The sequence below is a fragment of the Halarcobacter sp. genome (assembly GCF_963675975.1).
Lineage (GTDB): Bacteria > Campylobacterota > Campylobacteria > Campylobacterales > Arcobacteraceae > Halarcobacter.
This window is the reverse complement of record NZ_OY780939.1, coordinates 1,935,243-1,958,093: the sequence shown is the minus strand read 5'-3', so window position 1 is coordinate 1,958,093 and position 22,851 is coordinate 1,935,243. Positions and strand designations below refer to the sequence as shown.

Annotated in this window: 22 protein-coding genes; 13 read left to right on the top strand and 9 right to left on the bottom strand. The window is 28.4% G+C overall.

The window, feature by feature from the left end:
- Positions 1–175: 175 nt before the first annotated feature.
- Both ACKU3H_RS09650 and ACKU3H_RS09645 read left to right on the top strand, forming a co-directional pair.
- Positions 176–1,216: an HD domain-containing phosphohydrolase gene (locus ACKU3H_RS09650; RefSeq protein ID WP_320033642.1), complete on the top strand. Its 1,041-nt coding sequence runs from the start codon at positions 176–178 to the stop codon at positions 1,214–1,216.
- Positions 1,197–1,559, top strand: coding sequence for an HIT family protein (locus ACKU3H_RS09645; RefSeq protein WP_320033641.1), 363 nt, complete (start codon positions 1,197–1,199; stop codon positions 1,557–1,559). The genes ACKU3H_RS09650 and ACKU3H_RS09645 overlap by 20 nt, the downstream gene beginning before the upstream one ends.
- On the opposite strand, the gene ACKU3H_RS09640 is transcribed toward ACKU3H_RS09645, so the two are convergent.
- The 3 genes from ACKU3H_RS09640 to ACKU3H_RS09630 form a co-directional block, all read right to left on the bottom strand.
- Positions 1,556–4,198, bottom strand: coding sequence for an ATP-binding protein (locus ACKU3H_RS09640; protein ID WP_320033640.1), 2,643 nt, complete (start codon positions 4,196–4,198; stop codon positions 1,556–1,558). The two genes, ACKU3H_RS09645 and ACKU3H_RS09640, sit on opposite strands and share 4 nt — an antisense overlap.
- Positions 4,199–4,326: 128 nt before the next feature.
- A complete protein-coding gene (leuB, locus tag ACKU3H_RS09635; protein WP_320033639.1) occupies positions 4,327–5,397 on the bottom strand; it encodes a 3-isopropylmalate dehydrogenase in 1,071 nt (356 codons plus the stop codon).
- On the bottom strand, positions 5,397–5,900 hold the full coding sequence (locus tag ACKU3H_RS09630; RefSeq protein WP_320033638.1) for a 3-isopropylmalate dehydratase small subunit: 504 nt from the start codon (positions 5,898–5,900) through the stop codon (positions 5,397–5,399). The genes leuB and ACKU3H_RS09630 overlap by 1 nt, the downstream gene beginning before the upstream one ends.
- Before the next feature lie 169 nt (positions 5,901–6,069).
- Between ACKU3H_RS09630 and rpoD the strand changes: the two genes are divergently transcribed.
- Both rpoD and ACKU3H_RS09620 read left to right on the top strand, forming a co-directional pair.
- Positions 6,070–7,938 (top strand): RNA polymerase sigma factor RpoD, encoded by a 1,869-nt coding sequence (gene rpoD, locus ACKU3H_RS09625; protein ID WP_320033637.1) that lies wholly within the window; start codon positions 6,070–6,072, stop codon positions 7,936–7,938.
- 1 nt (position 7,939) lies between these two features.
- Positions 7,940–8,626: a hypothetical protein gene (locus ACKU3H_RS09620; protein ID WP_320033636.1), complete on the top strand. Its 687-nt coding sequence runs from the start codon at positions 7,940–7,942 to the stop codon at positions 8,624–8,626.
- Here ACKU3H_RS09620 and ACKU3H_RS09615 read toward each other — a convergent pair.
- Genes ACKU3H_RS09615 through hemL form a run of 4 tightly spaced genes read right to left on the bottom strand, consistent with a single transcriptional unit; the run spans position 8,598 to position 11,076 of the window.
- Positions 8,598–9,206, bottom strand: coding sequence for a hypothetical protein (locus tag ACKU3H_RS09615; RefSeq protein WP_320033635.1), 609 nt, complete (start codon positions 9,204–9,206; stop codon positions 8,598–8,600). The genes ACKU3H_RS09620 and ACKU3H_RS09615 overlap by 29 nt on opposite strands.
- Entirely contained in the window at positions 9,142–9,453 is a 312-nt protein-coding gene (locus ACKU3H_RS09610) for an AtpZ/AtpI family protein (RefSeq protein ID WP_320033634.1), read from the bottom strand. Before ACKU3H_RS09610 ends, ACKU3H_RS09615 begins: the two co-directional genes overlap by 65 nt.
- Positions 9,454–9,465: 12 nt before the next feature.
- Positions 9,466–9,783 (bottom strand): pyrimidine/purine nucleoside phosphorylase, encoded by a 318-nt coding sequence (locus ACKU3H_RS09605; protein ID WP_320033633.1) that lies wholly within the window; start codon positions 9,781–9,783, stop codon positions 9,466–9,468.
- A 9-nt stretch (positions 9,784–9,792) separates the two neighbouring features.
- Entirely contained in the window at positions 9,793–11,076 is a 1,284-nt protein-coding gene (hemL, locus tag ACKU3H_RS09600; RefSeq protein ID WP_320033632.1) for a glutamate-1-semialdehyde 2,1-aminomutase, read from the bottom strand.
- Between the two features lie 95 nt (positions 11,077–11,171).
- Here hemL and ACKU3H_RS09595 point away from each other — a divergent pair, with 95 nt between their 5' ends.
- From ACKU3H_RS09595 to ACKU3H_RS09585, 3 genes are all read left to right on the top strand, one after another.
- Entirely contained in the window at positions 11,172–11,957 is a 786-nt protein-coding gene (locus ACKU3H_RS09595) for a TonB family protein (protein ID WP_320033631.1), read from the top strand.
- A gap of 67 nt (positions 11,958–12,024) precedes the next feature.
- Positions 12,025–12,951 (top strand): methylenetetrahydrofolate reductase, encoded by a 927-nt coding sequence (locus ACKU3H_RS09590; RefSeq protein ID WP_320033630.1) that lies wholly within the window; start codon positions 12,025–12,027, stop codon positions 12,949–12,951.
- Positions 12,952–13,749: 798 nt separating this feature from the next.
- Entirely contained in the window at positions 13,750–14,589 is an 840-nt protein-coding gene (locus ACKU3H_RS09585; RefSeq protein ID WP_320033629.1) for a toll/interleukin-1 receptor domain-containing protein, read from the top strand.
- 77 nt (positions 14,590–14,666) lie between these two features.
- Here the strand turns inward: ACKU3H_RS09585 and speB are convergent, their stop codons facing one another.
- Positions 14,667–15,518 carry an agmatinase gene (gene speB / locus ACKU3H_RS09580; protein ID WP_320033628.1) on the bottom strand — a complete coding sequence of 284 codons (852 nt, stop codon included), beginning with the start codon at positions 15,516–15,518 and terminating at the stop codon, positions 14,667–14,669.
- Entirely contained in the window at positions 15,518–16,624 is a 1,107-nt protein-coding gene (locus tag ACKU3H_RS09575) for an FtsW/RodA/SpoVE family cell cycle protein (RefSeq protein ID WP_320033627.1), read from the bottom strand. The genes speB and ACKU3H_RS09575 overlap by 1 nt, the downstream gene beginning before the upstream one ends.
- Before the next feature lie 18 nt (positions 16,625–16,642).
- On the opposite strand from ACKU3H_RS09575, the gene ACKU3H_RS09570 reads away from it, so the two are divergent.
- From ACKU3H_RS09570 to ACKU3H_RS09545, 6 genes are read left to right on the top strand one after another with little or no spacing between them, the layout of a single operon-like run.
- Positions 16,643–17,629 carry an RluA family pseudouridine synthase gene (locus ACKU3H_RS09570; RefSeq protein ID WP_320033626.1) on the top strand — a complete coding sequence of 329 codons (987 nt, stop codon included), beginning with the start codon at positions 16,643–16,645 and terminating at the stop codon, positions 17,627–17,629.
- Positions 17,577–18,857 carry a hypothetical protein gene (locus ACKU3H_RS09565; protein WP_320033625.1) on the top strand — a complete coding sequence of 427 codons (1,281 nt, stop codon included), beginning with the start codon at positions 17,577–17,579 and terminating at the stop codon, positions 18,855–18,857. The genes ACKU3H_RS09570 and ACKU3H_RS09565 overlap by 53 nt, the downstream gene beginning before the upstream one ends.
- 3 nt (positions 18,858–18,860) lie before the next feature.
- Positions 18,861–20,060: a tRNA (guanosine(46)-N7)-methyltransferase TrmB gene (gene trmB / locus ACKU3H_RS09560; protein WP_320033624.1), complete on the top strand. Its 1,200-nt coding sequence runs from the start codon at positions 18,861–18,863 to the stop codon at positions 20,058–20,060.
- Positions 20,053–20,715, top strand: a complete 663-nt coding sequence (locus ACKU3H_RS09555) for an ABC transporter ATP-binding protein (protein WP_320033623.1) — start codon at positions 20,053–20,055, stop codon at positions 20,713–20,715. The genes trmB and ACKU3H_RS09555 overlap by 8 nt, the downstream gene beginning before the upstream one ends.
- Positions 20,702–21,520 (top strand): cell division protein FtsX, encoded by an 819-nt coding sequence (locus ACKU3H_RS09550; RefSeq protein ID WP_320033622.1) that lies wholly within the window; start codon positions 20,702–20,704, stop codon positions 21,518–21,520. Before ACKU3H_RS09555 ends, ACKU3H_RS09550 begins: the two co-directional genes overlap by 14 nt.
- Positions 21,513–22,811, top strand: a complete 1,299-nt coding sequence (locus tag ACKU3H_RS09545; protein ID WP_320033621.1) for a peptidoglycan DD-metalloendopeptidase family protein — start codon at positions 21,513–21,515, stop codon at positions 22,809–22,811. Before ACKU3H_RS09550 ends, ACKU3H_RS09545 begins: the two co-directional genes overlap by 8 nt.
- The last annotated feature ends 40 nt before the right edge of the window (positions 22,812–22,851 follow it).

The window sequence follows — 22,851 nt, the reverse complement described above, 5'->3', positions numbered from 1 at the left end:
AAGATTTTATAAAAAATTCTCTTATGGTTGGAAAAATGGAAACGGATTATAATTAATTTTAGCTTAAATGTTGTTTAATTCTAATTGTATACTTTATAAAATTACATTATATATTTATTTATTATTTTGTAATATCAAATTTGGTACTATACACTTTTAATATAAGGTCATTATAATGAATTTAGAAAATATAAAAGCTGTATATATAGATGATGAACCTGTAAATTTAATGTTAGTACAAGCTTATGCAGCTGATTTTAATCTTTCAATAACTACTTTTGAAAACTCTTTAGAGGGATTGGAATACGCATTAAAAAACGATATTGATATATTGTATACTGATTATATGATGCCAGAAATTGATGGTATAGAACTGATTAAAAGATTTAGAAAAGAGCACAAAGAGATCCCAATAGTTGTAATTACAGCAGTTGGAGATGTACAAGAGGTAAAATTAAATGCCCTTGAAGCAGGAGCAACTGATTTTTTATCTAAACCTATAGACATAGCAGAATTTAAAGCACGAAGTCTTAACCTTATAAGTTTAAGAGAAGCCCAGCTAAAACTAAAAGATAAAGCATTACATTTAGAAAGTGAAGTTGAGTATGCTACAAAAGAGATTTTAAATAGAGAACATGAAACTTTAATGGTATTAGGAAGAGCTGCTGAATACAAAGATGAGGAAACTTCTAATCATACAACAAGAGTTGCCCATTATTCAAAAGTTCTTGCAAATGAGTATGGATTAGATGAAAAGATGCAAGAGATTATATTTTACTCTTCCCCTTTCCATGATATTGGAAAAATTGGAATTCCAGATAGTATATTATTAAAAGAATCATTTCTAGATGAAGAAGAAACAAAAATAATGCGTTCTCATGCTTTTATTGGTAAAGAGATATTAAAAGATACACAAAGTCCATATTTAATAGAGGGTGAGAAAATAGCTTATAATCATCATGAAAAATTTGATGGGACAGGCTATCCAAATGGAAAAAAGGGTGATGAGATACCTATTAGTGCTAGAATTGTTTCTATTACAGATGTATTTGATGCTTTAACTTCAGTAAGACCCTACAAAAAATCGTGGAGTTTTGAAGAGGCATCAGATTTTTTAATCTCACAAAAAGGTAAACACTTTGACCCTATTTTGGTTGATTTGTTTTTAAATTCAATTGATAAAATAAGGAAAATATATGACGATCTTCACGAATGAATATATTAATGTACAAATTGAAGAGAGTGAAATACCTTGGCTTAAAATATTTACAAATGACAATTATAAAGAGTTATCACAATGTCCTACAAATATAAAACAAGAGATTTTTAATATTTTAGATGTTATTGAAAAAAAGATGCTAGCTTATTATAATCCAGAAAAAATAAATATTGCTTCTTTTGGAAACTATGTACCTCATGTACATTTTCATATAATGGCTAGGTTCAAAGAGGATTCATATTTTCCCGAACCTATGTGGGGGAAAAAACAAAGAGAGAGTGATTTAAACTTACCCTCTTTTGATATATTTTGCGAAGAGTTAGTTAATCTTTTAGATTAACTTTTCTCATAAACTTCTTTTATTTTATCAATTAATAAAACTAGTTGTTCATACTTCTGTTTATAATCAATGTCAGTTTTATCTTTAGCAAGATATTCAATATCTTTTGTTAGCTTAAATATTGTATCCATTTTAAGATTTCCCGAAGCACCTTTTATTTTATGAGCAATAGATTGAATCTCTTTATAATCATTTTTTTCAATTGCTTCATCTAATTTTTCTAAATCTAAATTTATTGAAGTTATAAACGTTTTTAGAATAGTTTTAAAAATAGGAAGTTTTAGTTTTAAATTATTTGCACTCTCTTCAATTGAATATTCAAAATTCTCAATATCTATATCAAACTCATCAACATCTACTTCAATAATTTTATTTGAATCTTTACTCTCTTCTTTCTTTTTTAAATTTAAGAAGTTATTTAGTACATCATCTAACATATACTCTTCAAAAGGTTTAGGTATATATCCATCCATCCCCTCTTTTAAAAACTTCTCTTTATCTCCAGATAAAGCATTTGCAGTTAATGCAATTATTGGTGTATGTTCAAGATTGTTTTCCTGCTCAAATTTTAATATCTCATGGGTAGCATCAATTCCATTCATAACAGGCATATTAATATCCATAAAAATAATGTCAAAAACCAAACCAGATTTAATTTTATCAACTGCAATTTGTCCATTATCAGCAGATTTTGATTTTATTTTTTTCTGTGAAAGCATAGCTTCCATTAGATGTTGATTTACTGGATTATCTTCTACAACAAGAGCTAAAATATTTGAATTTTCTATTAGTTGGGTATCTATTTGAACATCTTCTTTAAGATCTGGATTTAAAATATCTACAATAGCATCATATAGTTTAGACTGATTTATTGGTGACTTTATTATTCTATGTTCATTTGATATTTCTAAATTTTTATCTTTATAATCACTAATAAAAATCAATGGAATATCTATTTTATCTAAATTTAAAGAGGTTAGTTCTTCATACCAACCAATTATTAGACTATAATCATTTAAACCTTTAACCGTGTTTGTAACTTCAGGATTACTATAATTTGCTAAATATTTTTTTGCTATTCCTAATTGAGATGTACAATCATACTCTTCACAATAGATTGCAATTTTAGAACTTGTATCTATTTGAGGATATAGATTTTTACTTTTTTCATAATCTAATTCAAGCTCAAAATAAAACTCACTTCCTTTATCTTCTTGACTATCCAAATGGATTTCTGAACCCATTAGTGAAATAATATTTGAACTAATACTAAGCCCAAGACCTGTACCTCCAAATTTTCTAGTAACACTACTATCTGCTTGTGAAAATGGGTCAAATATTAGTTTTTGGTTCTCTTTTGCTATACCTATACCACTATCTTTTATACTAAAAAGTATTTTTACTTTTTTATCAGTTTTTTCTGTTTCTTCTATACGTATAGTAATATCACCATGTTCTGGTGTAAATTTTATTGCATTTCCAATTAGATTAGAAAGTACTTGTTTAACTTTTAAGGAGTCCCCTATTATAGAACTTGGTAAACTAGGATCGATATAAAATAGTATATCTATACTTTTTTCATTTGCTTTTGCAACAAAAAGTTCAATAGCTGGTTCAAACTCTTTAAAAGGATTAAATCTTCTTTTTTCTAATTCAATTTTTCCACTTTCAATTTTTGAAATATCTAAGATATCATTGATAATTCCAAGTAAAGATTTAGCACTACTATTTATAATATTGATATAACCTTTTTCTTTTTTAGGTAGTTGTGAGCTTTCAAGAAGCTTTGCAAATCCTAAAATACCATTTAATGGTGTCCTAATCTCATGGGACATATTTGCTAAGAATATTGATTTTGAAGCCTCTGCCTCTTTTGCTTTTTTTAGTGATTCTATTTGTTTTGTAATATCTATTGAAAAAGAAAGATACTCAATAATCTCTTCATTTGAATCAAGGATAGGAACAATTATAGTTGAAGTATAAAAAATATTATTGTTTTTATCAATGTTTTTAACTTCACCATTCCAGATATTTTTTTGTTTAATTGTATCCCAAAGACTTATAAAAAATTGCTCATCCATATCTTTATGTTTAAGAATATTATAGTTTTTATTGACTAATTCATCTTTTTTATATGAGGTGTTTTTCAGGAGTTTATCATTTGCATATGTGATTTTACCATCCACATCAAACTTTAATATCATTGCAGAAGCATCAACAGCCTTTTGATACTCTTCTAATGATTTATTTGAATCTTTTAAGTTTTCAATCAAATTATTTGTTTTTTTATCTTTGTTATCTAAATATTTGATTAATTTATTAACTTGAACAACAAAGTTATCAATATCTGTATTATCAAAGTTTTTTTTGAAAGATTCATATTGATCATTTTCAATTTTATCTAGAAAGTCAGTTAACTCAATCATTGGTTTTTTTACAAATCTATTTGTTACAAATATAGCTATAATTACAAGTGTAATTAGTAATAAAGTCATATAAAAAGCAAAAAACATTTTTGTTTGATCATCAATATATGAACCTACAATCATATTTATACCAATATATAAACTAACAATAAATAAAAAACCTGTTATTATTACGGGGATTAAAATTTTTTCTAAAGTATCTTGTTTTTTCATAGAATTCCAAATTTTGGGATATCTTAATAGATAAGAATAATTAAATATTTTATCATAAAATTTATAAAAAATATAATTTGAAAATTTTAAAAGTGAGGGAAGTTTAGGACAAAAGTCCTAAACTATAATTATACAAGTGTAATATTGTTTGCGATTATATCACCCATTTCTGCTGTTGATACAACCTCTTTAGCATCATATGCTGCTAAATCTTTTGTTCTATATCCATCTTTTAGTGCTTTTTTAATAGCTGCATCAATTTTATCTGCTGCTTCTGATTCACCTAAAGAGTATCTTAACATCATTCCAGCACTTTCAATTGTTGCAATTGGATTTGCGATTCCTTGTCCTGCAATATCAGGAGCAGAACCATGAATTGGCTCATAAATTGCTGTTTTCTCACCAGTTGAAGCTGATGGTAATAATCCAATAGAACCAACAACCATTGAAGCTGTATCAGAAAGAATATCTCCAAAAATATTTCCAGTTACAATAACATCAAATTGTTTTGGATTTCTAACTAGTTGCATAGCTGCATTGTCAACATACATATGAGATAATTCAACTTCAGGATAATCACGTGCTACCTCTTCCATAGTATCTCTCCATAATTGAGAAACCTCTAGAACATTTGCTTTATCAACTGAACAAACTTTTTTATCTCTTTTCATAGCTAATTCAAATGCTTGTTTACCTATTCTTTCAATTTCAGGTTTAGTATATACCATAGTATTGAAAGCTTTGAAACCATCATTTTCTCTTGGCTTACCAAAATAGATTCCACCAATAAGTTCTCTTACAACCATAATATCAACACCCTCGATAACTTCTGGTTTAAGAGTTGATGCATTTACTAACTCATCATAAATAATTGCTGGTCTTAAGTTTGCAAATACACCCATTTTTTCTCTAAAATTTAAAAGTCCAGTTTCTGGTCTTAAATCTCTTGGAAGAGTATCCCATTTTTCTCCACCAATTGCACCAAAAAGACAAGCATCTGAATCTAATACACCTTTTACAGTCTCATCTGGTAATGGAGTTCCAGTAACATCAATAGCGATACCACCCATTAAATATTCTTTATATTCTAAAGTAAATCCACAAGAATATGAAACCGCATCTAAAACTTTTATAGCTTCATCAACAATTTCTGGACCAATACCATCACCTTTGATTACTGAGATATCATATTTTTTCATTATTTACTTTCCTTTTTCATTTCAGCTTTTGCATAATTGATTAATCCACCAGTTTGAATTAGTTCTTGCATAAATTCAGGAATTGGAATAAATTTATATGTTTTATTTTTAGTATTATTTGTAATAATTCCTTCAGCTAAATCAATTGAAATCTCTTCACCCTCTTTAATCTCTAATGATTCAGGTAATTCAAAAATTGGAAGCCCCATATTAAATGCATTTCTATAAAAAATTCTTGCAAATGATGGAGCAACTACAGCAGCAACACCTGCTGCTTTTAGTGCGATTGGTGCATGCTCTCTACTTGAACCACAACCAAAGTTTTCACCTGCAACAATAATATCACCTTTTTGTAATTTCTTTGGGAAATCAGGATCTACATCCTCCATTACATATTTTGCTAAATGTTCTGGATCTGAACTATTTAAATATCTTGCAGCAATGATAACATCAGTATCAATATTTGCTCCAAAATTCCAAACTTTTCCAGTAATCTTACTCATATTATATTTCCTTAAGTTTAGTACTTTTTTTTTAATTTCATTTTCTAAAACTCTGCATTTTACCTAAAATTTTAAAAATTATAGATTAAAGAGAATCTCTTAAAGTGATTTTTAAAAAATTTCGGTATAATATCTGACTTATCTTTCAACATATGAGGAACACCCATTTATGAGTACAAAAGATTTAAATAAAGATATTGAAACTATTGTAAAAGAATACAAAGATTCGATTCTTACTTATGAAAAACTTATCAAAATCTTTCCAAAAGCTCCTTCATCAGCAAATATAAAAAAACTTATAGCTCTTGTTCAATTATATAATGTAACTTTAATTAGCTCGCAAGAACAAGCAAAAAGAATGAATGCTGAAGAGGCGAAGAAAAAAGAAGATTTAAGAAACAAATTAAAAGAAAACGACGAAGATGTTTTTGACTTATTAAAAAGTAAAGAGCTTCTTGAATGGTCTAGATCGGACTCTCCTGTTAGAATGTATCTAAGAGAGATGGGACAAATCCCACTTCTAACAAAAGAGGAAGAGATTGAAATCTCTAAAAAAATAGAAATGGGAGAGGACGTAATTTTAGATGCTATCTGTTATGTTCCATATCTTATTGATTTTATTTTAGAATACAAAGAACCTTTAGTAAACAGAGAAAGAAAAGTTAAAGAGCTTTTCAGAAACTTTGATGATGAAGATTCAGATGATGATAATGACAATGATGATGACGATTCAGATGAAAATGATGACGTTGAATCAGAAGATGATGATTCTTCAAAAAAAGCTACAAAAAAACTAGACAAAAGAGCAGAAACAATTATTGCTGCTTTTAAAATCTTGGAAAAAGCAAAAAAAGATTGGTTAAAATTTCAAGCGAAAGAGGAACCAAAATCTGATAGTGATGTTGATCAAATGCAATTTAACCTTGCAGTAGCTTTCAAAAAAAGAGTATTAAAAGAGGCTTTATTAGATTTAGGTCCAACTTCTAAACTTATTAGTGAAATAGTAAGAGCTATGGAAACTGCACTTAAATCTGAATCAGGTTTCGAAACTGAACTTAAAAAGTTAGAATATAAACTTCCACTTTTTAATGATATTCTTCTTAAAAACCACCAAAAGATTTTAGATAATATTGTAAATCTTTCTAAAGCACAAATTACTGCTATGGTTCCAGAAGCAACTATGGTTTCAACTTATATGGAGATTAAAAAACTTTTCCAAACAGCTGAAGCATCTAAAGGTGGCTTTGACTTAGAACCTGAAGAACTAATGGATGTTCTTGAGCAAATCAAACGTGGTAAAAGAATTACAGATAAAGCTAAAACTAGAATGGCTAAATCAAACCTTAGACTTGTTGTATCTATTGCAAAAAGATATACAAATAGAGGTTTACCATTCTTAGACCTTATCCAAGAGGGTAATATTGGTCTTATGAAAGCTGTTGACAAGTTTGAGTATAAAAAAGGTTATAAATTCTCTACTTATGCAACATGGTGGATTAGACAAGCAATATCAAGAGCGATTGCTGACCAAGCAAGAACTATTAGAATTCCAATTCATATGATTGAAACTATTAATAGAATTAATAAAATCATTAGAAAAGGTATTCAAGAAAACGGTAAAGAGCCAGATGTAGAAGAGATTGCAAAAGAGGTTGCATTACCTGTTGATAAAGTAAAACAGGTAATTAAAATCACTAAAGAACCTGTATCTCTTGAGGCACCTATTGGTTCAGATGATGATGGTAAATTTGGAGACTTTGTACCTGATGAAAAGGCACCAACTCCAGTTGATAATATCATGAAAGAGGATTTACAAGGTCAAATAGATCAAATCTTAGCTCAGTTAAATGAGAGAGAACAAGCAGTTGTTAGAATGAGATTTGGTCTTATGGATGATGCATCTGATAGAACACTAGAAGAGATTGGTAAAGAGCTTTCTGTAACAAGAGAAAGAGTTAGACAAATCGAATCAAGTGCAATTAAAAAATTAAAACATCCAAAAGTTGGTAAAAACCTTAAAAATTACGTAGAGAGCTAATATGAACTTTTACGAAGAATGGGTTGAGTTAGATCTCAACCCTATAATATCTTTTTCCTCAGCAGGGAAATTAACTTACTCAAATCATGAAGCTCAATTTTTGCTTAGTAGAATTAAGCAAAAAGAGCTTTTTGATTTAGCGCTAAAGTATGCACCTAAAACTTATGGTGTAGAAAGTACTTACATTGATTTATCTATAAAAAACTATTCTTTTTATGCTATTACTGTTAAATATAATGATGAAGATGAAATCCATATGAAACTTTATAAAAGTGCAATGGTTAAAAAAGATTCTCAATTAAGTACAAAAAATACAAATATTACAAATATATTTACGCTAGTTGATTTAGCAATATCTAGTAAAAAGATTAAATCTCAGGCAAGGTTTATAAAAAACTATGACCCTTCAATTCCAGAATTTAAAATAAATGCTAGTGAGTTTATCAAAGCACTTAATCTTATTTATGATGCATTTGATAGTTCAGAAATGCTTACAACATCAGTTATATTGAAAATTGGTGAATATATTAGAATAGAGGGAGAAAAACACTCTATTATTAGTGTAGAAGTTTTATCTAGCACTAAATGTAATATCTCAAAATTTGACTATAAAGATGAAAATGCTTCTTTTATAGTAACAAAAGATGAAGATAAAATAACTATTGATCTTCCTCTGATTTTAAAGTAAGTTTAGATACTAAAACTGAAATCGGTACTATTGCCAGTCCTATTAAAAATGGGATTGGTAAAAGTAACTTATTGTTATTTAACGCAAAAAATCCAAATACTAAAGCCCCATATCCCAAGATTCTATAAATAGATACAAAACCACCAGCTGAAAAAACAGTATTTTTTAGAGAATTCTTTTTTACTTTTGTTTTTTCCTCTTTGATTATCTCTTTGATTTTTTCAGGAGTCAATTCCTCTTCGGGAATCTCTTCATATTCACTATATAAATCAAAAGGATCATCTATCTCATCAACTTTATCTCTATCTTCACCTTTTATCTCTTTTGAATAATCAAAGTTTGATAATCTGTTACTTACATTTCTTTTATATGAAAGAAAAGAAGCCAGTGTAACAAAAAGTGAACCTAAAAAGGCTATTTGTGTATTTAGAAGCCATAAGGAATTTTGGAAAACAAGACAATATACTATAAAGCAAAGGTCAACAAGTATAAAGACCTTTGCAAATCTAAAAATATTATTCATCTTCGTCGTCGAAAGATTTGTCACCATGTTTTGCTCTGTAAGAGTATCTTGGGTCATTTTCTAAACCTTCATACTCTTTCATAGCTCTTTTATATGCTTTATATATATTTAGTACAGCAGCAGCTATACCCCAAAATATACCAAGCCATAAAGTCCACTCATAACCAGTTAGTTCTTTTAAACCATAACCTATACCAAAACCAATTGCTACAGCCGCAACAAGAGATATACCTAAAGATAAATTATCTAATGCTTGTAATTTACCTCTATGCTTAGGAACTTGTTTCTCTTCTTTATTTTCCATATTTTTCCTATATTATAAATATGTACAACAATAATCAGTTATATCATCAACTTTTATTTCAAAACTTGAATTAGCTGGAACTTCAAATAGATCTCCGCCCTCATAAGTTTCCCAGTTACTCTCCATACCTGCTAATAAAACTTCAACTTTACCAGAAAGAATTTCCATCTTTTCAGGAGCTTTTGTATTAAAAGTGTATTCACCTGGTAACATAATACCAAGTGATTTAATCACACCATCACTATCTGTATAGTTTCTACTTGTAACTCTACCATCAAAATAGATATTTGCTTTTTTTAATAAATCAACATTTTTTTCAATAAAACTCATAATTTCTCCTTAGAAATTTTTCATAATTTCATCTGCTGCATTTATGCAAGCATCAATCTCTTCATCTGTAATAACTGTAGACATAAACCCTACTTCATATTGAGAACAAGCAAAATAGAAACCTTTTTTAATCATCTCACTGTGAAATTTTCCAAATCTATCAAAGTTACAAAAGTTACTTACTTCACTAAAGTTAGTTGGCATCTTATCAGCAAAGAAGAAACCAAACATACTTCCTCTAGTATCAACTTGAAGAGCAACACCATTTTTAGTAGCAACCTCTTTTAATCCATTTACTAATTTTTTAGATTTTCTTTCTAACTCCACGTAAATTTCTGGATTTGCTTTTAGTTTTCTAAGACTTGTTAGACCTGCTGCCATTGCAACTGGATTTCCACTTAATGTTCCTGCTTGATAAATAGCACCATTTGGTGAAAGTTGTTCCATAATATCACTTGTAGAAGCAAAAGCACCAACAGGCATACCTGCACCAATAACTTTACCAAAAGTGATAATGTCAGCTTTTACATTGATTACTCCATGAGCTCCAGTTAAAGATGCTCTAAATCCTGACATAACTTCATCAAGGATTAATAAAGTTCCATTTTCATCACAAAGTCTTCTACACTCGGCTAAAAACTCTTCACTTGCTGGAACTAATCCCATATTTCCTGCAATTGGCTCAATTATGATACAAGCAATGTCATCTGAATCTTCAAAACATTTTTTTAGATTTTCAATATTGTTAAACTCACAAACAAGTGTATATTTTGTAAAGTCTGCAGGAACTCCAGGAGAGCTTGGTGTTCCAAGTGTAGCAAGACCAGAACCAGCTTGCACTAATAATGAATCAGAGTGCCCATGATAACACCCTTCAAATTTTAATATATTGTTTTTACCAGTTACACCACGAGCTAATCTAATAGCTGACATAGTTGCTTCCGTACCAGAATTTACGAATCTAACTTTTTCAATGTTATCATACATATCAACAATCTCAGCAGCAAGTTCAGTTTCTAAAACACTTGGTGCACCAAATGATAAACCTTTTTTAACTGTCTGCAATACTGCATTTTCAATATCACTATCACAATGACCAAAAATAAGTGGTCCCCAACTTTGAACAAAGTCTAAATATCTATTTCCATCAACATCAACTAAATAAGCACCCTCACCTTTATCAATAAATGGTGGTGTTCCGCCAACTGATTTAAATGCTCTAACAGGAGAATCTACTCCACCAGGGATAACTTTTTTTGCATCTTCATAAGCTTTGATTGAGTTTTCAAACATTATTACGTCCTATATATTAAACTGCCATATATAAATATGGATAATAAAAAATTTCTCTTTATTTTTTAAAAGCAATATTCTACTATAATTCCGTTATGAAACCAATTATATATGCTTTTATTTTATCAATAATTTTACACTTACTTATTTTTCTTCCAATTGATTTAAAAAAAGAGGAACCTAAAAAGAAAAAAGAGGAAAAAGTAGAAAAGGTATCTTCTGTAAGATATGTAAAACTAATGCCTAAAAAAATAGCTACTCCAAAGCCTGAACCAAAACAAGAGATAAAACCTATACCTAAACCTAAAAACTATAAGGTTGTAGAAAGAAATAAAATAGTTCCACAAAAGAAAAAAGAGGTTGTAAAAAAAGCAAAAAAAATCCCCTCTTCTACTCCTAAAAAGATTGTAAAAAAATTTAAAGCAGAAAAAAAAGTTGCCATAAAACCACAAGAAAAAAGAAAAACTATTCCAAATAAAAATCTTGAAAACTTTTTACTAAAAGATCCTGTTCCTGTTGATGTGGATATGCTTGATGCTATGACAAAAAGTTATATCAAAACATATGGAAAAGAGTATGAAAAACTAACAAATGTGCAAAAAGTTTTTATACAAAACAATCTAAATGATATTGTATCAATCACTAGAAAATATTATAGGTTTCCCTCTATTGCACTAAAGTTGAAAAAAAATGATTATAATATAGTGGAGTTTTCATTGCATCCAAATGGTGATATTAGCGGATTAAAAATAATTAAACCGGGGGAATACTCTTTTTATGATAAATCTATTTTAGAAACTATTGAGTTTGCCTATAAAGATTATCCAAGACCTAAAGAAACAACTAAAATAAGGTTTTTTATCACTTACAAAACATACTGATTTTACATAATTTTAACTATAAAATAAGTAAAATAACAAAATTTTATAAATACTATTAGGATATTGAATGTTAACAGACAAAATTAGAAATAAAGAAAAAGGTATAGTTTTATACGGTATTACACCACCAAAAGTTAACCATACAGAAGATGAGATTAAAGAGATTGCAAAAAAACATATTGATAGAATCTCAAAACTAGATGTGGATGGTTTAGTACTTTATGATATCCAAGATGAATCAGATAGAACAGATGAAGAGAGACCTTTTCCTTTTATTAAAACATTAGATCCTTGCGAGTATTCACATAAATATTTACAAGAATTAAAAACACCAAGAATTGTATATAGAGCTGTAGGTAACTATAATACTGAAACATTTACAAATTGGCTTGATTTTACAAAACAAGATGGACAAGTACATTCAGTATTTGTTGGAGCTGCTTCACACGAACAAAAAAATCCTTTAACTTTAAAAGAAGCATATAGATTAAAAAGAGAAGTAAACAACAACTTATGTTTAGGTGGAATTGCTATTCCTGAAAGACACAAGAAAAAAGAGGATGAACACTTAAGAGTTGCATCAAAAATAGAAAACTCTTGTGAGTTTTTTATTACTCAATGTGTATATGATGTAGAAGCATCAAAAGTATTTTTAACTGATTATGTTAAATATGTAAAAGAAAACAACCTTCCAATGGTACCAATAATCTTTACACTAACTCCTTGTGGAAGTAAAAAAACTCTAGATTTCATGAAATGGTTAGGGATTAGTATTCCAAACTATTTAGAAGAGGATTTAAAAGAATCAGGGGATATTTTACATGATTCTATTTTAATCTCTAAAAAGATTTTTGAGGAGTTATATACTTTTGGATTAAAAAGAGGTATTCCTGTTGGGTGTAATATTGAGAGTGTTGCTATTAGAAAAGCTGAGATAGAGGCTTCGGTTGAGCTTTTAGAAGAAGTAAAGGCTATAATAGAAAAACATTCTTAGGATATAAAAGATAGATTATATATTGTTAATGAGGAGTTGGACACTCCTCTTGGTCTCTTGTACTCACGTGGTGAGTACGCTTTCATACTTTTTTGTTGAAAAAAGTATGGCAAAAAGCAACCAGACGTGTTGTTGAAGCTAAAGTTCCCTACAGGTTTGTAATTATTTTCTGCCTTGCGAAACTCGATAAAAACGTGACATTTAGTCACCTTTTTCTCTCAGACATTCTCAGGCTTTTCCGAAAATAATTAAAAACCTTCCGGCTTCAACAAAGTCTGGACTGGAAAGAGCCGCAAACTTTTTACGTAGATTTAATGCCACACCAATTTAAATTAAATGGTACTAAACAAATCAAATGTCCTTATCCAATCTCCCTGCATTTTTGAAGCCGAGCGTTTATTTATCTCTTTTGAAAACACGTGAGTAAACTGTTTGAAGCGTAAAGAAACGTGATTAGATGTCACGTTTTAGCAAGTTTTTACTCACTCAAAAGTGATAAATAAAAAGCGAGGGAAGCTTCGCCTTCAAAACTTTGTAGGGTGATTTCTTTGCTACTTTCTTTTTCATAAAAGAAAGTTGTTAAAAGTTTAATTAAGCTCAAATATTTTGAAAATAGTTTTTAAAATAATATATTTTTTATTATTACTAATTATTTTATAATTAATAGTATTTAAGCTATTTAATACCTCAATTAGTTTATTATTTTTACATTAAAAATGTTATGATAATAAATATTTTATATATTATTTATATATATAGTACTAATAAATAGTTATAAGTTAGGAGTAATTATCAAAAATGCTGTCATCTAGTGAAAAAATAAGACTATTAAATAAATTACTTGAGAGATCATCAAATGTAACTGTTGAAAATTGCGATGATACAAATTTTAAAACATGGAGAAATTTAGTTGAGAGAACTTTTATTAAAGTTTTTGGAAAAGAATCAGCAGAATTTAGACATTTTAATGACTTAAACTTCTTTTATCCTGCAATGGTACATTTCGTAGATTCTGACTACACTTTAGAGCATCTTCGTTGTTTTCGTGAAGATTTTAGTATATTGAAATCATCAATTGAACAGTATATTGAAGAAATTGAAGAACAGGAGACAGAAGCATTGGAGTTAGTTGAAGAAAGTATTGAAAAACCAATAACGAAAGTCTTTATTAGCCATGCTTCTAAAGATTCCGATATTGTTGAAGAGATGATTGAAATATTAGAATCTATTGGACTTGACTCTCATCAAATATTTTGTACATCATTTGAAGGCTATGGAATTGAACTAGGTGAGAATTTCCTTGACTCTATAAAAGATGAGTTGTCATCTGACTCTCTTGTAATTTTTATTTTGTCTAAAAGTTTCTACGAAAGCCCTGTATGCCTTTGTGAAATGGGTGCTACTTGGGTATTAGCAAAAGAGCACATACCTGTTTTAGTTCCTCCACTAGATTATGCAGATGTTAAAGGTGTAATACCTCTATCTCAAGGCTTTAAAATCAATGAACCTCTTAAACTAAATCTTTTTAAAGAAAAAATAGAAAAGGTATTTTCGCTAAAAAGTACTGTAAGCATGTCAACTTGGGAAAGAAAAAGAGATAGAATATTAAGTAGAATAGAAAAAAGCATTGGACAATAATTCTTATAACAAGTCAGTAGAGCCAATAAATTACCCTACAGGCAATTTATTGGGTCATTTTAAATGTTACCCCACCACTATTTAACAGTAGCTAAAACAAGTTCCCTTAAAGTCTTACAAGCAACAGCTGTAGAAACCCCACTTGCATCATATTTGGGACTTAGCTCAACTACATCCATCCCTACTACATTTTCAAGTCTACTTAGTATAGAGATTATCTCCATCATATGGTGAAAGTTTATTCCACCTGGTTCTGGTGTTCCTGTTCCTGGGAATACTGCTGGGTCGAATACATCTAAATCTATTGTGATATATACTGGTTTGTCTTTTATTCTTCTAACACATGATTCTAAAGTGTTGTATGTAAACTTTTCTAAGTGAGTATGCTTTTTTGCCCATTCAAACTCCTCTTTTAATCCACTTCTTATACAAAACTGATTTACATTTCCATCGCCCACTTGGTCGTAGATTCTTCTGATTACTGTAGCATGGCTTAGTGCTTCACCTAAATAATCTTCTCTTAAATCTGTATGTGCATCAAAGTGAATGATATTTAAATCTTTATACTTTTTACTTAGTGCTTTTACAGGAGCTAATGAAACTAAATGTTCTCCACCTATCATAATTGGGATTTTTCCTGCATCAATTATCTCTTGAGTTTTTTCTTGAATCATTCTAAGGGCATTTTTCTTATCTCCAAAAGGAAGTTCTAAATTACCATAATCAAACAGTTTTATATCTTCTAAATCCTTATCAAGATATGGGCTATAACTTTCTAATCCCCAAGAATCTTCTCTCATAGCACTTGGTGCAAATCTAGCTCCTGGCTTAAATGATGTTGTTCCATCAAAAGGTGCTCCAAAAAGAACAGCTTTTGACTCTTCAAAACTATCCTCAAAACCAATAAAACAAGCTAATTGAGCTTCCATTATAATCTCCTCTCAAAACTATACATATCCATAAACCTAAAGGCTAATAGATTTTCTAAAATAGCGAATAGTACAATAAAATTTATAAAAGAACTTCCACCATAAGAAAACATCGGTAAAGGCAAGCCTACAACAGGTGCATAACCAATCACCATTAAAATATTTACACTCATATTTAGAAAAATCAAAAGACCTAATCCGGAGGCAAAGCTACGTATTACAAAATCATCTTGAAAATAATAATTCAAGGATAATAAGTGCAAAATAAGTAAAGCATATATTACAATTAAACCAAAGGCTCCTAAAAACCCATATCTTTCTACAAAATAAGCAAATATAAAATCACTTGTAGCAATAGGTAAAAACTTTAACTGAGATTGTGTAGCATCTTCTGCTTCTTTACCTAACAATCCCCCATTTCCTATTGCTATAATTGATTGTTGTACTTGATAACTTGGTTTCTCTGATAAAAAGTCTTTAATCCTTTTTTTCTGATAATCTTTTATCATATAGGTATAAATCAAAGGTGAAGCAAGACCTATAACTAAAAATATCCCTGCCCAAATTTTCCAATTTACGCCAATAATAAACAAAATTCCATAACCAACTAATAGTAGTACTAATGCTGTACCTAAATCTGGCTCTTTAGCTATAAGAAAAAATGGCAAAAGAATGAAAAAAGAAAAATATACAAAATCTTTGAAGTTGTATCCACCTTTTTCAGGTTGTCTATTTTGGATTAAGTGTCCTAACATAAGTATAAATACAGGTTTAAATAATTCACTTGGTTGGATTGTCATCCCCATTAAAGGAAGACTTAGCCATCTTTTTGCCCCAAGTTTGGTTACTCCCCAAAACTCAACAGCTAAAAGTAAAAAAATACCAATCCAATACAAAAGAGGTATTATTCTTATATTTCTTCTAATAGGTAAAATAAAAACAACAATAAATGCTATAAGTGATATTGAGAAATATATTAATTGTTTATTTGCAAGGGTAGTATTTGTTTCACTAATTAAATTATATGAAAGTAATACCAAAGGTAGTATAAATATAATAAGTAAATAATCAAAATGAGATATAATTCTTTTATCAAATAAACGCATATGAAAGAGTACCCAAAAATGTATAAAAATTTTATTGTTTTAGAAGCAAATAGATTAGATAAATTTTTAACTTTACATATTGATGCTTCAAGAAACCAAATTGAACAACTTATAAAAAAAGATTTTGTTAAAGTTGATGGCAAAATTATAGCAAAACCAGGTATAAAATTGAAACCAAATCAAGAAGTTGAAGTAAATTTTCCAGAAGCAGTTTTTGAAGATGTAAAAGATGAAGAGTTTATAAAAGAATCATTAAAAGATAAAAATATTGAAATTATTTATGAAGATGACTATATATTAGTTGTAAACAAACCATATAATTTGACAGTTCATGATGCACCAAGTGTAAAAGATGCAACCTTAGTTGATTGGCTTAAACTTAAAAATATCTCTTTATCAACAATTAGTGGAGAAGAGAGACATGGAATTGTTCATAGATTAGATAAGGGAACTAGTGGAGTGATGGTTGTTGCAAAAACAAATGAAGCCCATGTAAATCTTTCTAAACAACTTGAAGATAAAAGTATGGGAAGATATTATCTTGCGATACTTGATTTACCCCTTAAAGATAATATAATAATAGAAAAACCAATTGCAAGAAATCCAAATAATAGATTAAAAATGGCAATAGTTGAAAATGGGAAAAATGCAAAATCAGCCTTTGCCAAAATTGAAACCTCAAATAATCAAAAAAGTGAGTTAATTGCCTGCAAACTTTTTACAGGAAGAACTCATCAAATCAGAGTTCATCTAAGTTCGATAAATAGGCATATATTAGGGGATAATTTATATGGTTTTAAGGGCGAATTAAATAAAATAAATAGATTTTATTTGCATGCATATATTTTATACTTAATTCACCCAATTACAAATGAAAAAATGAGCTTCAAAGCTAAGCTTAGTGATGATATGCATCAATACCTAATAAATAATTTTGATATGGAGAAGATTAATGACAAAATTGATGAAACTAACATCATTAGCAACTTTGATTTTATTAGTTAGTGGTTGTAGTTATAAAGATAAATTAAATGAACCTCAAAAACCAAAGATTGATGAAACTTTAGAAGTTGTAGATTCAAGTTCAGTAAGATCAATTGCAGATATAAACTCTATTGCTTTTGAGTGGAGAAAAGTTGATGATCCTAGAGTTGTAGGTTATCATTTCTACAGAGCAAATATGCAAGAAGATGGAACAAAATTAAAACACATTGATACAATTGAAAATAGATATACTACACACTATGTTGATGAAGATTTACAACCAAACACAAAATATGTTTACAAAATTTCAGCAGCGACAGATGGTGAAGTTGAATCTAAAACAACAAATGATTATGTAGTTTCTACACTACCTTTAATGGAAGGTGTATCTTTTGTCCAAGCAATTTCAAATCTTCCAAGACAAATAAAAATAATATGGAGACCACACTCAAACGAAAGAGTAAATGGATATAAAATAGAAAGAAGTTCTCCTGAAACTAGTGAATGGGAAGTACTTACCACTATTGATGGAAGATTACAAGCTGAGTATATTGATATGGATTTAGATGATAATATAATCTATCAATACAAAATCACAGCTTTAACTTATGATAAATTAGAAGCAATGCCTAGCCAAATTGTTCAAGCTCAAACAAAACCTCTACCTGAAAGTGTATTAAAAGTATCAGCAACTAGAGATTTACCAAGAAAAATTTCTATTTCGTGGGAAGCTTCAAAATCTTCTGATGTGGTTAAATACAATGTATATAGAAGTACAAGTGCTACAAGTGGTTTTGATAAAATACAAGTATTAAATGCAAGTACTTTTAATTATGATGATTTTATAAATGAAGATGGAAAAGTTTATTTTTACAAAATTAGAGCAGTTGATAAAGATGGTTTAGAAAGTAGCGAACATGTAAATGCTGTGATGGGTTCAACATTAGTAAAATTAAAAAAACCAATTATGACTCTAGCACAAATCCAAGGTCAAAAAGCTATTTTAAACTGGCAACCAGGGGATAATAGAGCAGTATCATATACAGTATACAAAACAGTTAAAGAGACTTTTTTCAAACAAAAAACTACTAAAATAGAAAATATAAAAGCTCTAAGATTTGAAGATGCTGATATAGCAAGAGGTGTGGAGTATAGTTATGCAGTTCAAGCTGTTGATGAAAATGGAATTGTTTCAGAAATAACAAGTAACACAGAATTAGTATTACCAAAATTACAAGAGAAAAATTAATATATGCCGCACATAGTTTTTGATAAATACAATAAAGAATTAGTAACGCCTACAAAATTCAAAGATATTTCTTTTGATTTTGTTGCAAAGTCTTATAACTTTACACAAAAGACAAGAAAGCCAGAATACAAAATAGCTGTTACAAACAACAATAAAGAGTTTTTTTTAACTCTTAAATCAAAAGATGAAAATCTACTTTTAAAAGCAGACAAAGTCACAAGAGTTACCCCTGTACAAATTGTTAAAGATGCTATAAATTCTTATGTTGAAGCAATTGATGCAAACATACTTTTTAGTAATACTCAAAACTTTAATCAAAAAGTTAAGCCTGATCAAGAGAATTTAAAAGATATAGATTTTTTTGTAAATGATTTTCAAACAGAAAAAGAGATTCAAATAGAGATTGGGTTTGGTAGTGGAAGACATCTTCTACATCAAGCAAAAGAGAATCCACATATTCAATTTATTGGTTTAGAGATTCATACACCATCTATTGAACAATTATTAAAACAATTAACTATACAAAATATAGAAAATGTTTTAGTTGTAAACTATGATGCAAGACTTTTTATGGAGTTTATAAATTCAAATAAAGTTGGAAGAATTTTTGTACATTTCCCTGTACCATGGGACAAAAAACCACATAGAAGAATATACTCAAATGCTTTTATAAATGAAGCTTTAAGAGTATTAAAAGTTGGTGGAACTTTAGAGTTAAGAACAGATAGTAGAAAATATTTTGATTATTGTACTGAGCTTTTAACTAACCTTCCTAAAGGTAAAATAGAGATTGATATAAACAAAGATTTACAAGTTTCAAGTAAATATGAAGATAGATGGAAAAAACAAGGAAAACATATCTATGATGTAACACTTTATTGTGCCCAAGAAGATGAAGATATAAACCTTGAATACGATTTTAGTTTTGATAAAGAGATTGAGTTTTCAAAGATTATAAAGAATATTTGTACTAAAGCTATAGTTGAAGAGGATTATTTTATCCATATTGAAGATATTTTTGTAATAGAAGATAAAGATGATTCTGGACTTATTCAAGTTACTTATGGAAGTTTTGACAGACCTTTAAACAAATATATTTTAATAGATGAGAAAAAAGCTAAATATTTTCAAGATACACCACTTCCTACAAGTGCAAATATAAAAGCTCATAATAAACTAAAAGAGATATTACAAGATGATTGAAGCTAAAAATATATACCTCTCTTATGATGAGAATAAATACATTATAAAAAAAGGTAATTTTTCAGTAAAAGAAAGAGAGTTTATATTTATTGGCGGAACAAGTGGTAGTGGAAAATCTACACTTTTAAAATCATTTTATGGAGAGATTCCTTTAAAACACGGTAGTTTAAATATTGCAGGACAAGAGGTTTTTGGAATAAAAGGAAAACCCCTTAGACGACTAAGAAAAGATATTGGAATTATTTTCCAAGATTATAAACTTATAAAAGAGTGGACTATTGAAGAAAATATTATGATTCCACTTAAAATCAATGGTTATTCAAGTGATGTATCAAAAGAGCAAGCAATAAAACTTTTAACTCACGTAAAATTAGCCCATAGACAAGGTTATTATCCAAATGAACTAAGTGGTGGGGAGCAACAAAGAGTTGCCGTTGCACGTGCTCTTGCACACAATCCAAAAATCATAATTGCAGATGAACCAACTGGTAACCTTGATGATTATTCTGCTGAAGTTGTATGGAATCTTTTAAAAGGTGCAAATGAACAATTAGGTATCACTGTTGTTGTTGTAACCCACAGAGTTCCTAAAAACTTTGGTATTAGATTTAGACAACTCTCTATAGAAGATGGTATTATTTATGAAGTTTCTTAAAAACACTTTTGCTTTTATCATACCATTAACAGCAATGTTAATCTCTTTTATTATTTATATTTTTGCAACAAATATTCTTAATAACTATAAAAAAACTATTGCTGATGATTATTCAATTGTAATTATTACAAATACACCTTTGATAAAAGAAAATATTAGTGAATTAGCTAATATAAAAGTTGATAAGATTATTACACTTCAAAACGATAAAATCATAAAAAATATTAGTTCAAGTTTATCTAGTACTTCAGTTGATCTATTAAAAAGAAAACTTCCACACTTTTACAAAATAAAACTTGAAGTTTTTCCAACAACCAGTGAATTAGATAGTATTAAAAATGAACTTTATGAAAATAAAAATATTAGAAAAGTAGAAATATTTTCTAAAAACCACAACAGTATCTATCTACTACTACTTTTACTTAGCCAAATAAGTATGATACTTTTTTCTATCATTACTATATTTGCAATTATTATGATTTCAAAACAAATAAGGATTTGGTTTTATGAACATCATGAAAAAATCACAATTCTAAAGTTACATGGTGCCTCTATTTTATATAGTTCTGCAACTATACTGAAATATGCTATATTTAGTTCACTAATATCATTTTTTACTGTTTCAGCTATATTTATATATTTAGTTGGGAATATTGGGATTATATTACCTGATGATTTAGAAAATATTGTATTAGTTACACTTACAATAGAAGATTCATTATTAAAAATTTTCGTTCTATCGTTTGGTATTTCTATATTAACTATAATTGGTGTACTTTTAAAATATAAAATTAAACATGACTAGATTTTTACTTATTTTTATTTTTATTATCTCTTTTCTAGATGCTTCTACTAAAACTATTGATAAAAAAATTCAGAAAAACAAGCAAATCCTAGAAAAAAATAAAAGTGAACAGCAAAAAGCAGATATTCAAGTTAAAATCTTAGCAAAACAAATCTCTAATCAAAACCAAGAATTAAGTAAATTAGAAAAAGTTATTGATGTTGTAAATGATGATATTAAAAAACATCAATCACAACTTGAAGAGGCAAAAAAATCTTTAGATAATCTACAAGAAGATTCAAAATCTTTAGTGAAAAAAAGAGAAGATAATGAAAAACAGATTATAAAAGTTATTATAGATGATTTTTCCTCTTCTATTGCACTTAAACTTGCAGGTGAAAGTGATCTTAAAGAGTTAGTTGATTCTGAAATATATTCAATACTTTCACAAAATTCAAAAGATGAGATATTAAAACTAAATAACAGTTATGAACTTATTACACAAAATAAAAAAGAGAATCAAAAGCGTATTGAAAAGATCTCATCTTATATAAAAGATAGAAAAAAGAAAAAAGATGAACTAAACATATTAAAAAAGAAATATTCAAAATCTCTTGTAAGTTTAGAAAGAAAACATAAAGAATACCAATCTGAATTAAAAAAGACTATACAAAAACAAGAATCACTAAAAGATCTTTTAGGAAAACTTAATATTTTGAAAAAAGAAGAGTTGGAAAAAGAGAGAAAAGCTAGAATTGCAAAAGCAAGAAGACTTGCTAAACAAAAAAAGAAAGCAAGTAAAAAATCTTCGAAAAAAGATTATACTTTAGATGAAGAAGCTAGAAATAGCAAATATGCAAATGATATTGATATTGATGTTAGAATGATTGGTTCTTCAACTGCTGGTATAAAAATGACAAAATATAGAGGAAGAAAAACAATTGCACCTTTAGACTCTTTTGAAGTTGTTAAAAAGTTTGGGACATATTTTGATCCAGTATATAAAATTGAACTTTTTAATGAATCAATTGTATTAAAAACAAAAAAACCTCAAGCAAAAGTAAAATCAATCTTCAATGGTAAAATTGTATATGCAAAAAAAGATGCAGGAATGTTAGAAAATGTAGTTATTATTCAACATAAAGATGGACTACATACAATCTACTCTCATTTAGATCAAATATCACCTTCTTTAAAAGTTGGTCGTTGGATAAAAAAAGGTTATGTTGTTGGTAGAGTAAATGATACCCTTACTTTTCAAGCTACAAAAAATGAAAAACATGTAAACCCAAAAGACTTGTTTAGAATATAAAAATAACTTAAAAATAAGCTATTAAGAAAAATTATTATAA

Bases quoted from the DNA above. Each gene is read 5' to 3' on its own strand.
- ACKU3H_RS09610 (WP_320033634.1), bottom strand. From the start codon at position 9,453: ATGGAAAATAAAGAAGAGAAACAAGTTCCTAAGCATAGAGGTAAATTA.
- ACKU3H_RS09570 (WP_320033626.1), top strand. From the start codon at position 16,643: ATGTATAAAAATTTTATTGTTTTAGAAGCAAATAGATTAGATAAATTT.
- ACKU3H_RS09630 (WP_320033638.1), bottom strand. From the start codon at position 5,900: ATGAGTAAGATTACTGGAAAAGTTTGGAATTTTGGAGCAAATATTGAT.
- ACKU3H_RS09620 (WP_320033636.1), top strand. From the start codon at position 7,940: ATGAACTTTTACGAAGAATGGGTTGAGTTAGATCTCAACCCTATAATA.
- ACKU3H_RS09550 (WP_320033622.1), top strand. From the start codon at position 20,702: ATGAAGTTTCTTAAAAACACTTTTGCTTTTATCATACCATTAACAGCA.
- trmB (WP_320033624.1), top strand. From the start codon at position 18,861: ATGCCGCACATAGTTTTTGATAAATACAATAAAGAATTAGTAACGCCT.
- speB (WP_320033628.1), bottom strand. From the start codon at position 15,518: ATGGAAGCTCAATTAGCTTGTTTTATTGGTTTTGAGGATAGTTTTGAA.
- hemL (WP_320033632.1), bottom strand. From the start codon at position 11,076: ATGTTTGAAAACTCAATCAAAGCTTATGAAGATGCAAAAAAAGTTATC.
- rpoD (WP_320033637.1), top strand. From the start codon at position 6,070: ATGAGTACAAAAGATTTAAATAAAGATATTGAAACTATTGTAAAAGAA.
- ACKU3H_RS09545 (WP_320033621.1), top strand. From the start codon at position 21,513: ATGACTAGATTTTTACTTATTTTTATTTTTATTATCTCTTTTCTAGAT.
- ACKU3H_RS09640 (WP_320033640.1), bottom strand. From the start codon at position 4,198: ATGAAAAAACAAGATACTTTAGAAAAAATTTTAATCCCCGTAATAATA.
- ACKU3H_RS09575 (WP_320033627.1), bottom strand. From the start codon at position 16,624: ATGCGTTTATTTGATAAAAGAATTATATCTCATTTTGATTATTTACTT.
- ACKU3H_RS09590 (WP_320033630.1), top strand. From the start codon at position 12,025: ATGTTAACAGACAAAATTAGAAATAAAGAAAAAGGTATAGTTTTATAC.
- ACKU3H_RS09605 (WP_320033633.1), bottom strand. From the start codon at position 9,783: ATGAGTTTTATTGAAAAAAATGTTGATTTATTAAAAAAAGCAAATATC.
- leuB (WP_320033639.1), bottom strand. From the start codon at position 5,397: ATGAAAAAATATGATATCTCAGTAATCAAAGGTGATGGTATTGGTCCA.
- ACKU3H_RS09555 (WP_320033623.1), top strand. From the start codon at position 20,053: ATGATTGAAGCTAAAAATATATACCTCTCTTATGATGAGAATAAATAC.
- ACKU3H_RS09585 (WP_320033629.1), top strand. From the start codon at position 13,750: ATGCTGTCATCTAGTGAAAAAATAAGACTATTAAATAAATTACTTGAG.
- ACKU3H_RS09645 (WP_320033641.1), top strand. From the start codon at position 1,197: ATGACGATCTTCACGAATGAATATATTAATGTACAAATTGAAGAGAGT.
- ACKU3H_RS09565 (WP_320033625.1), top strand. From the start codon at position 17,577: ATGACAAAATTGATGAAACTAACATCATTAGCAACTTTGATTTTATTA.
- ACKU3H_RS09650 (WP_320033642.1), top strand. From the start codon at position 176: ATGAATTTAGAAAATATAAAAGCTGTATATATAGATGATGAACCTGTA.
- ACKU3H_RS09615 (WP_320033635.1), bottom strand. From the start codon at position 9,206: ATGACCCAAGATACTCTTACAGAGCAAAACATGGTGACAAATCTTTCG.
- ACKU3H_RS09595 (WP_320033631.1), top strand. From the start codon at position 11,172: ATGAAACCAATTATATATGCTTTTATTTTATCAATAATTTTACACTTA.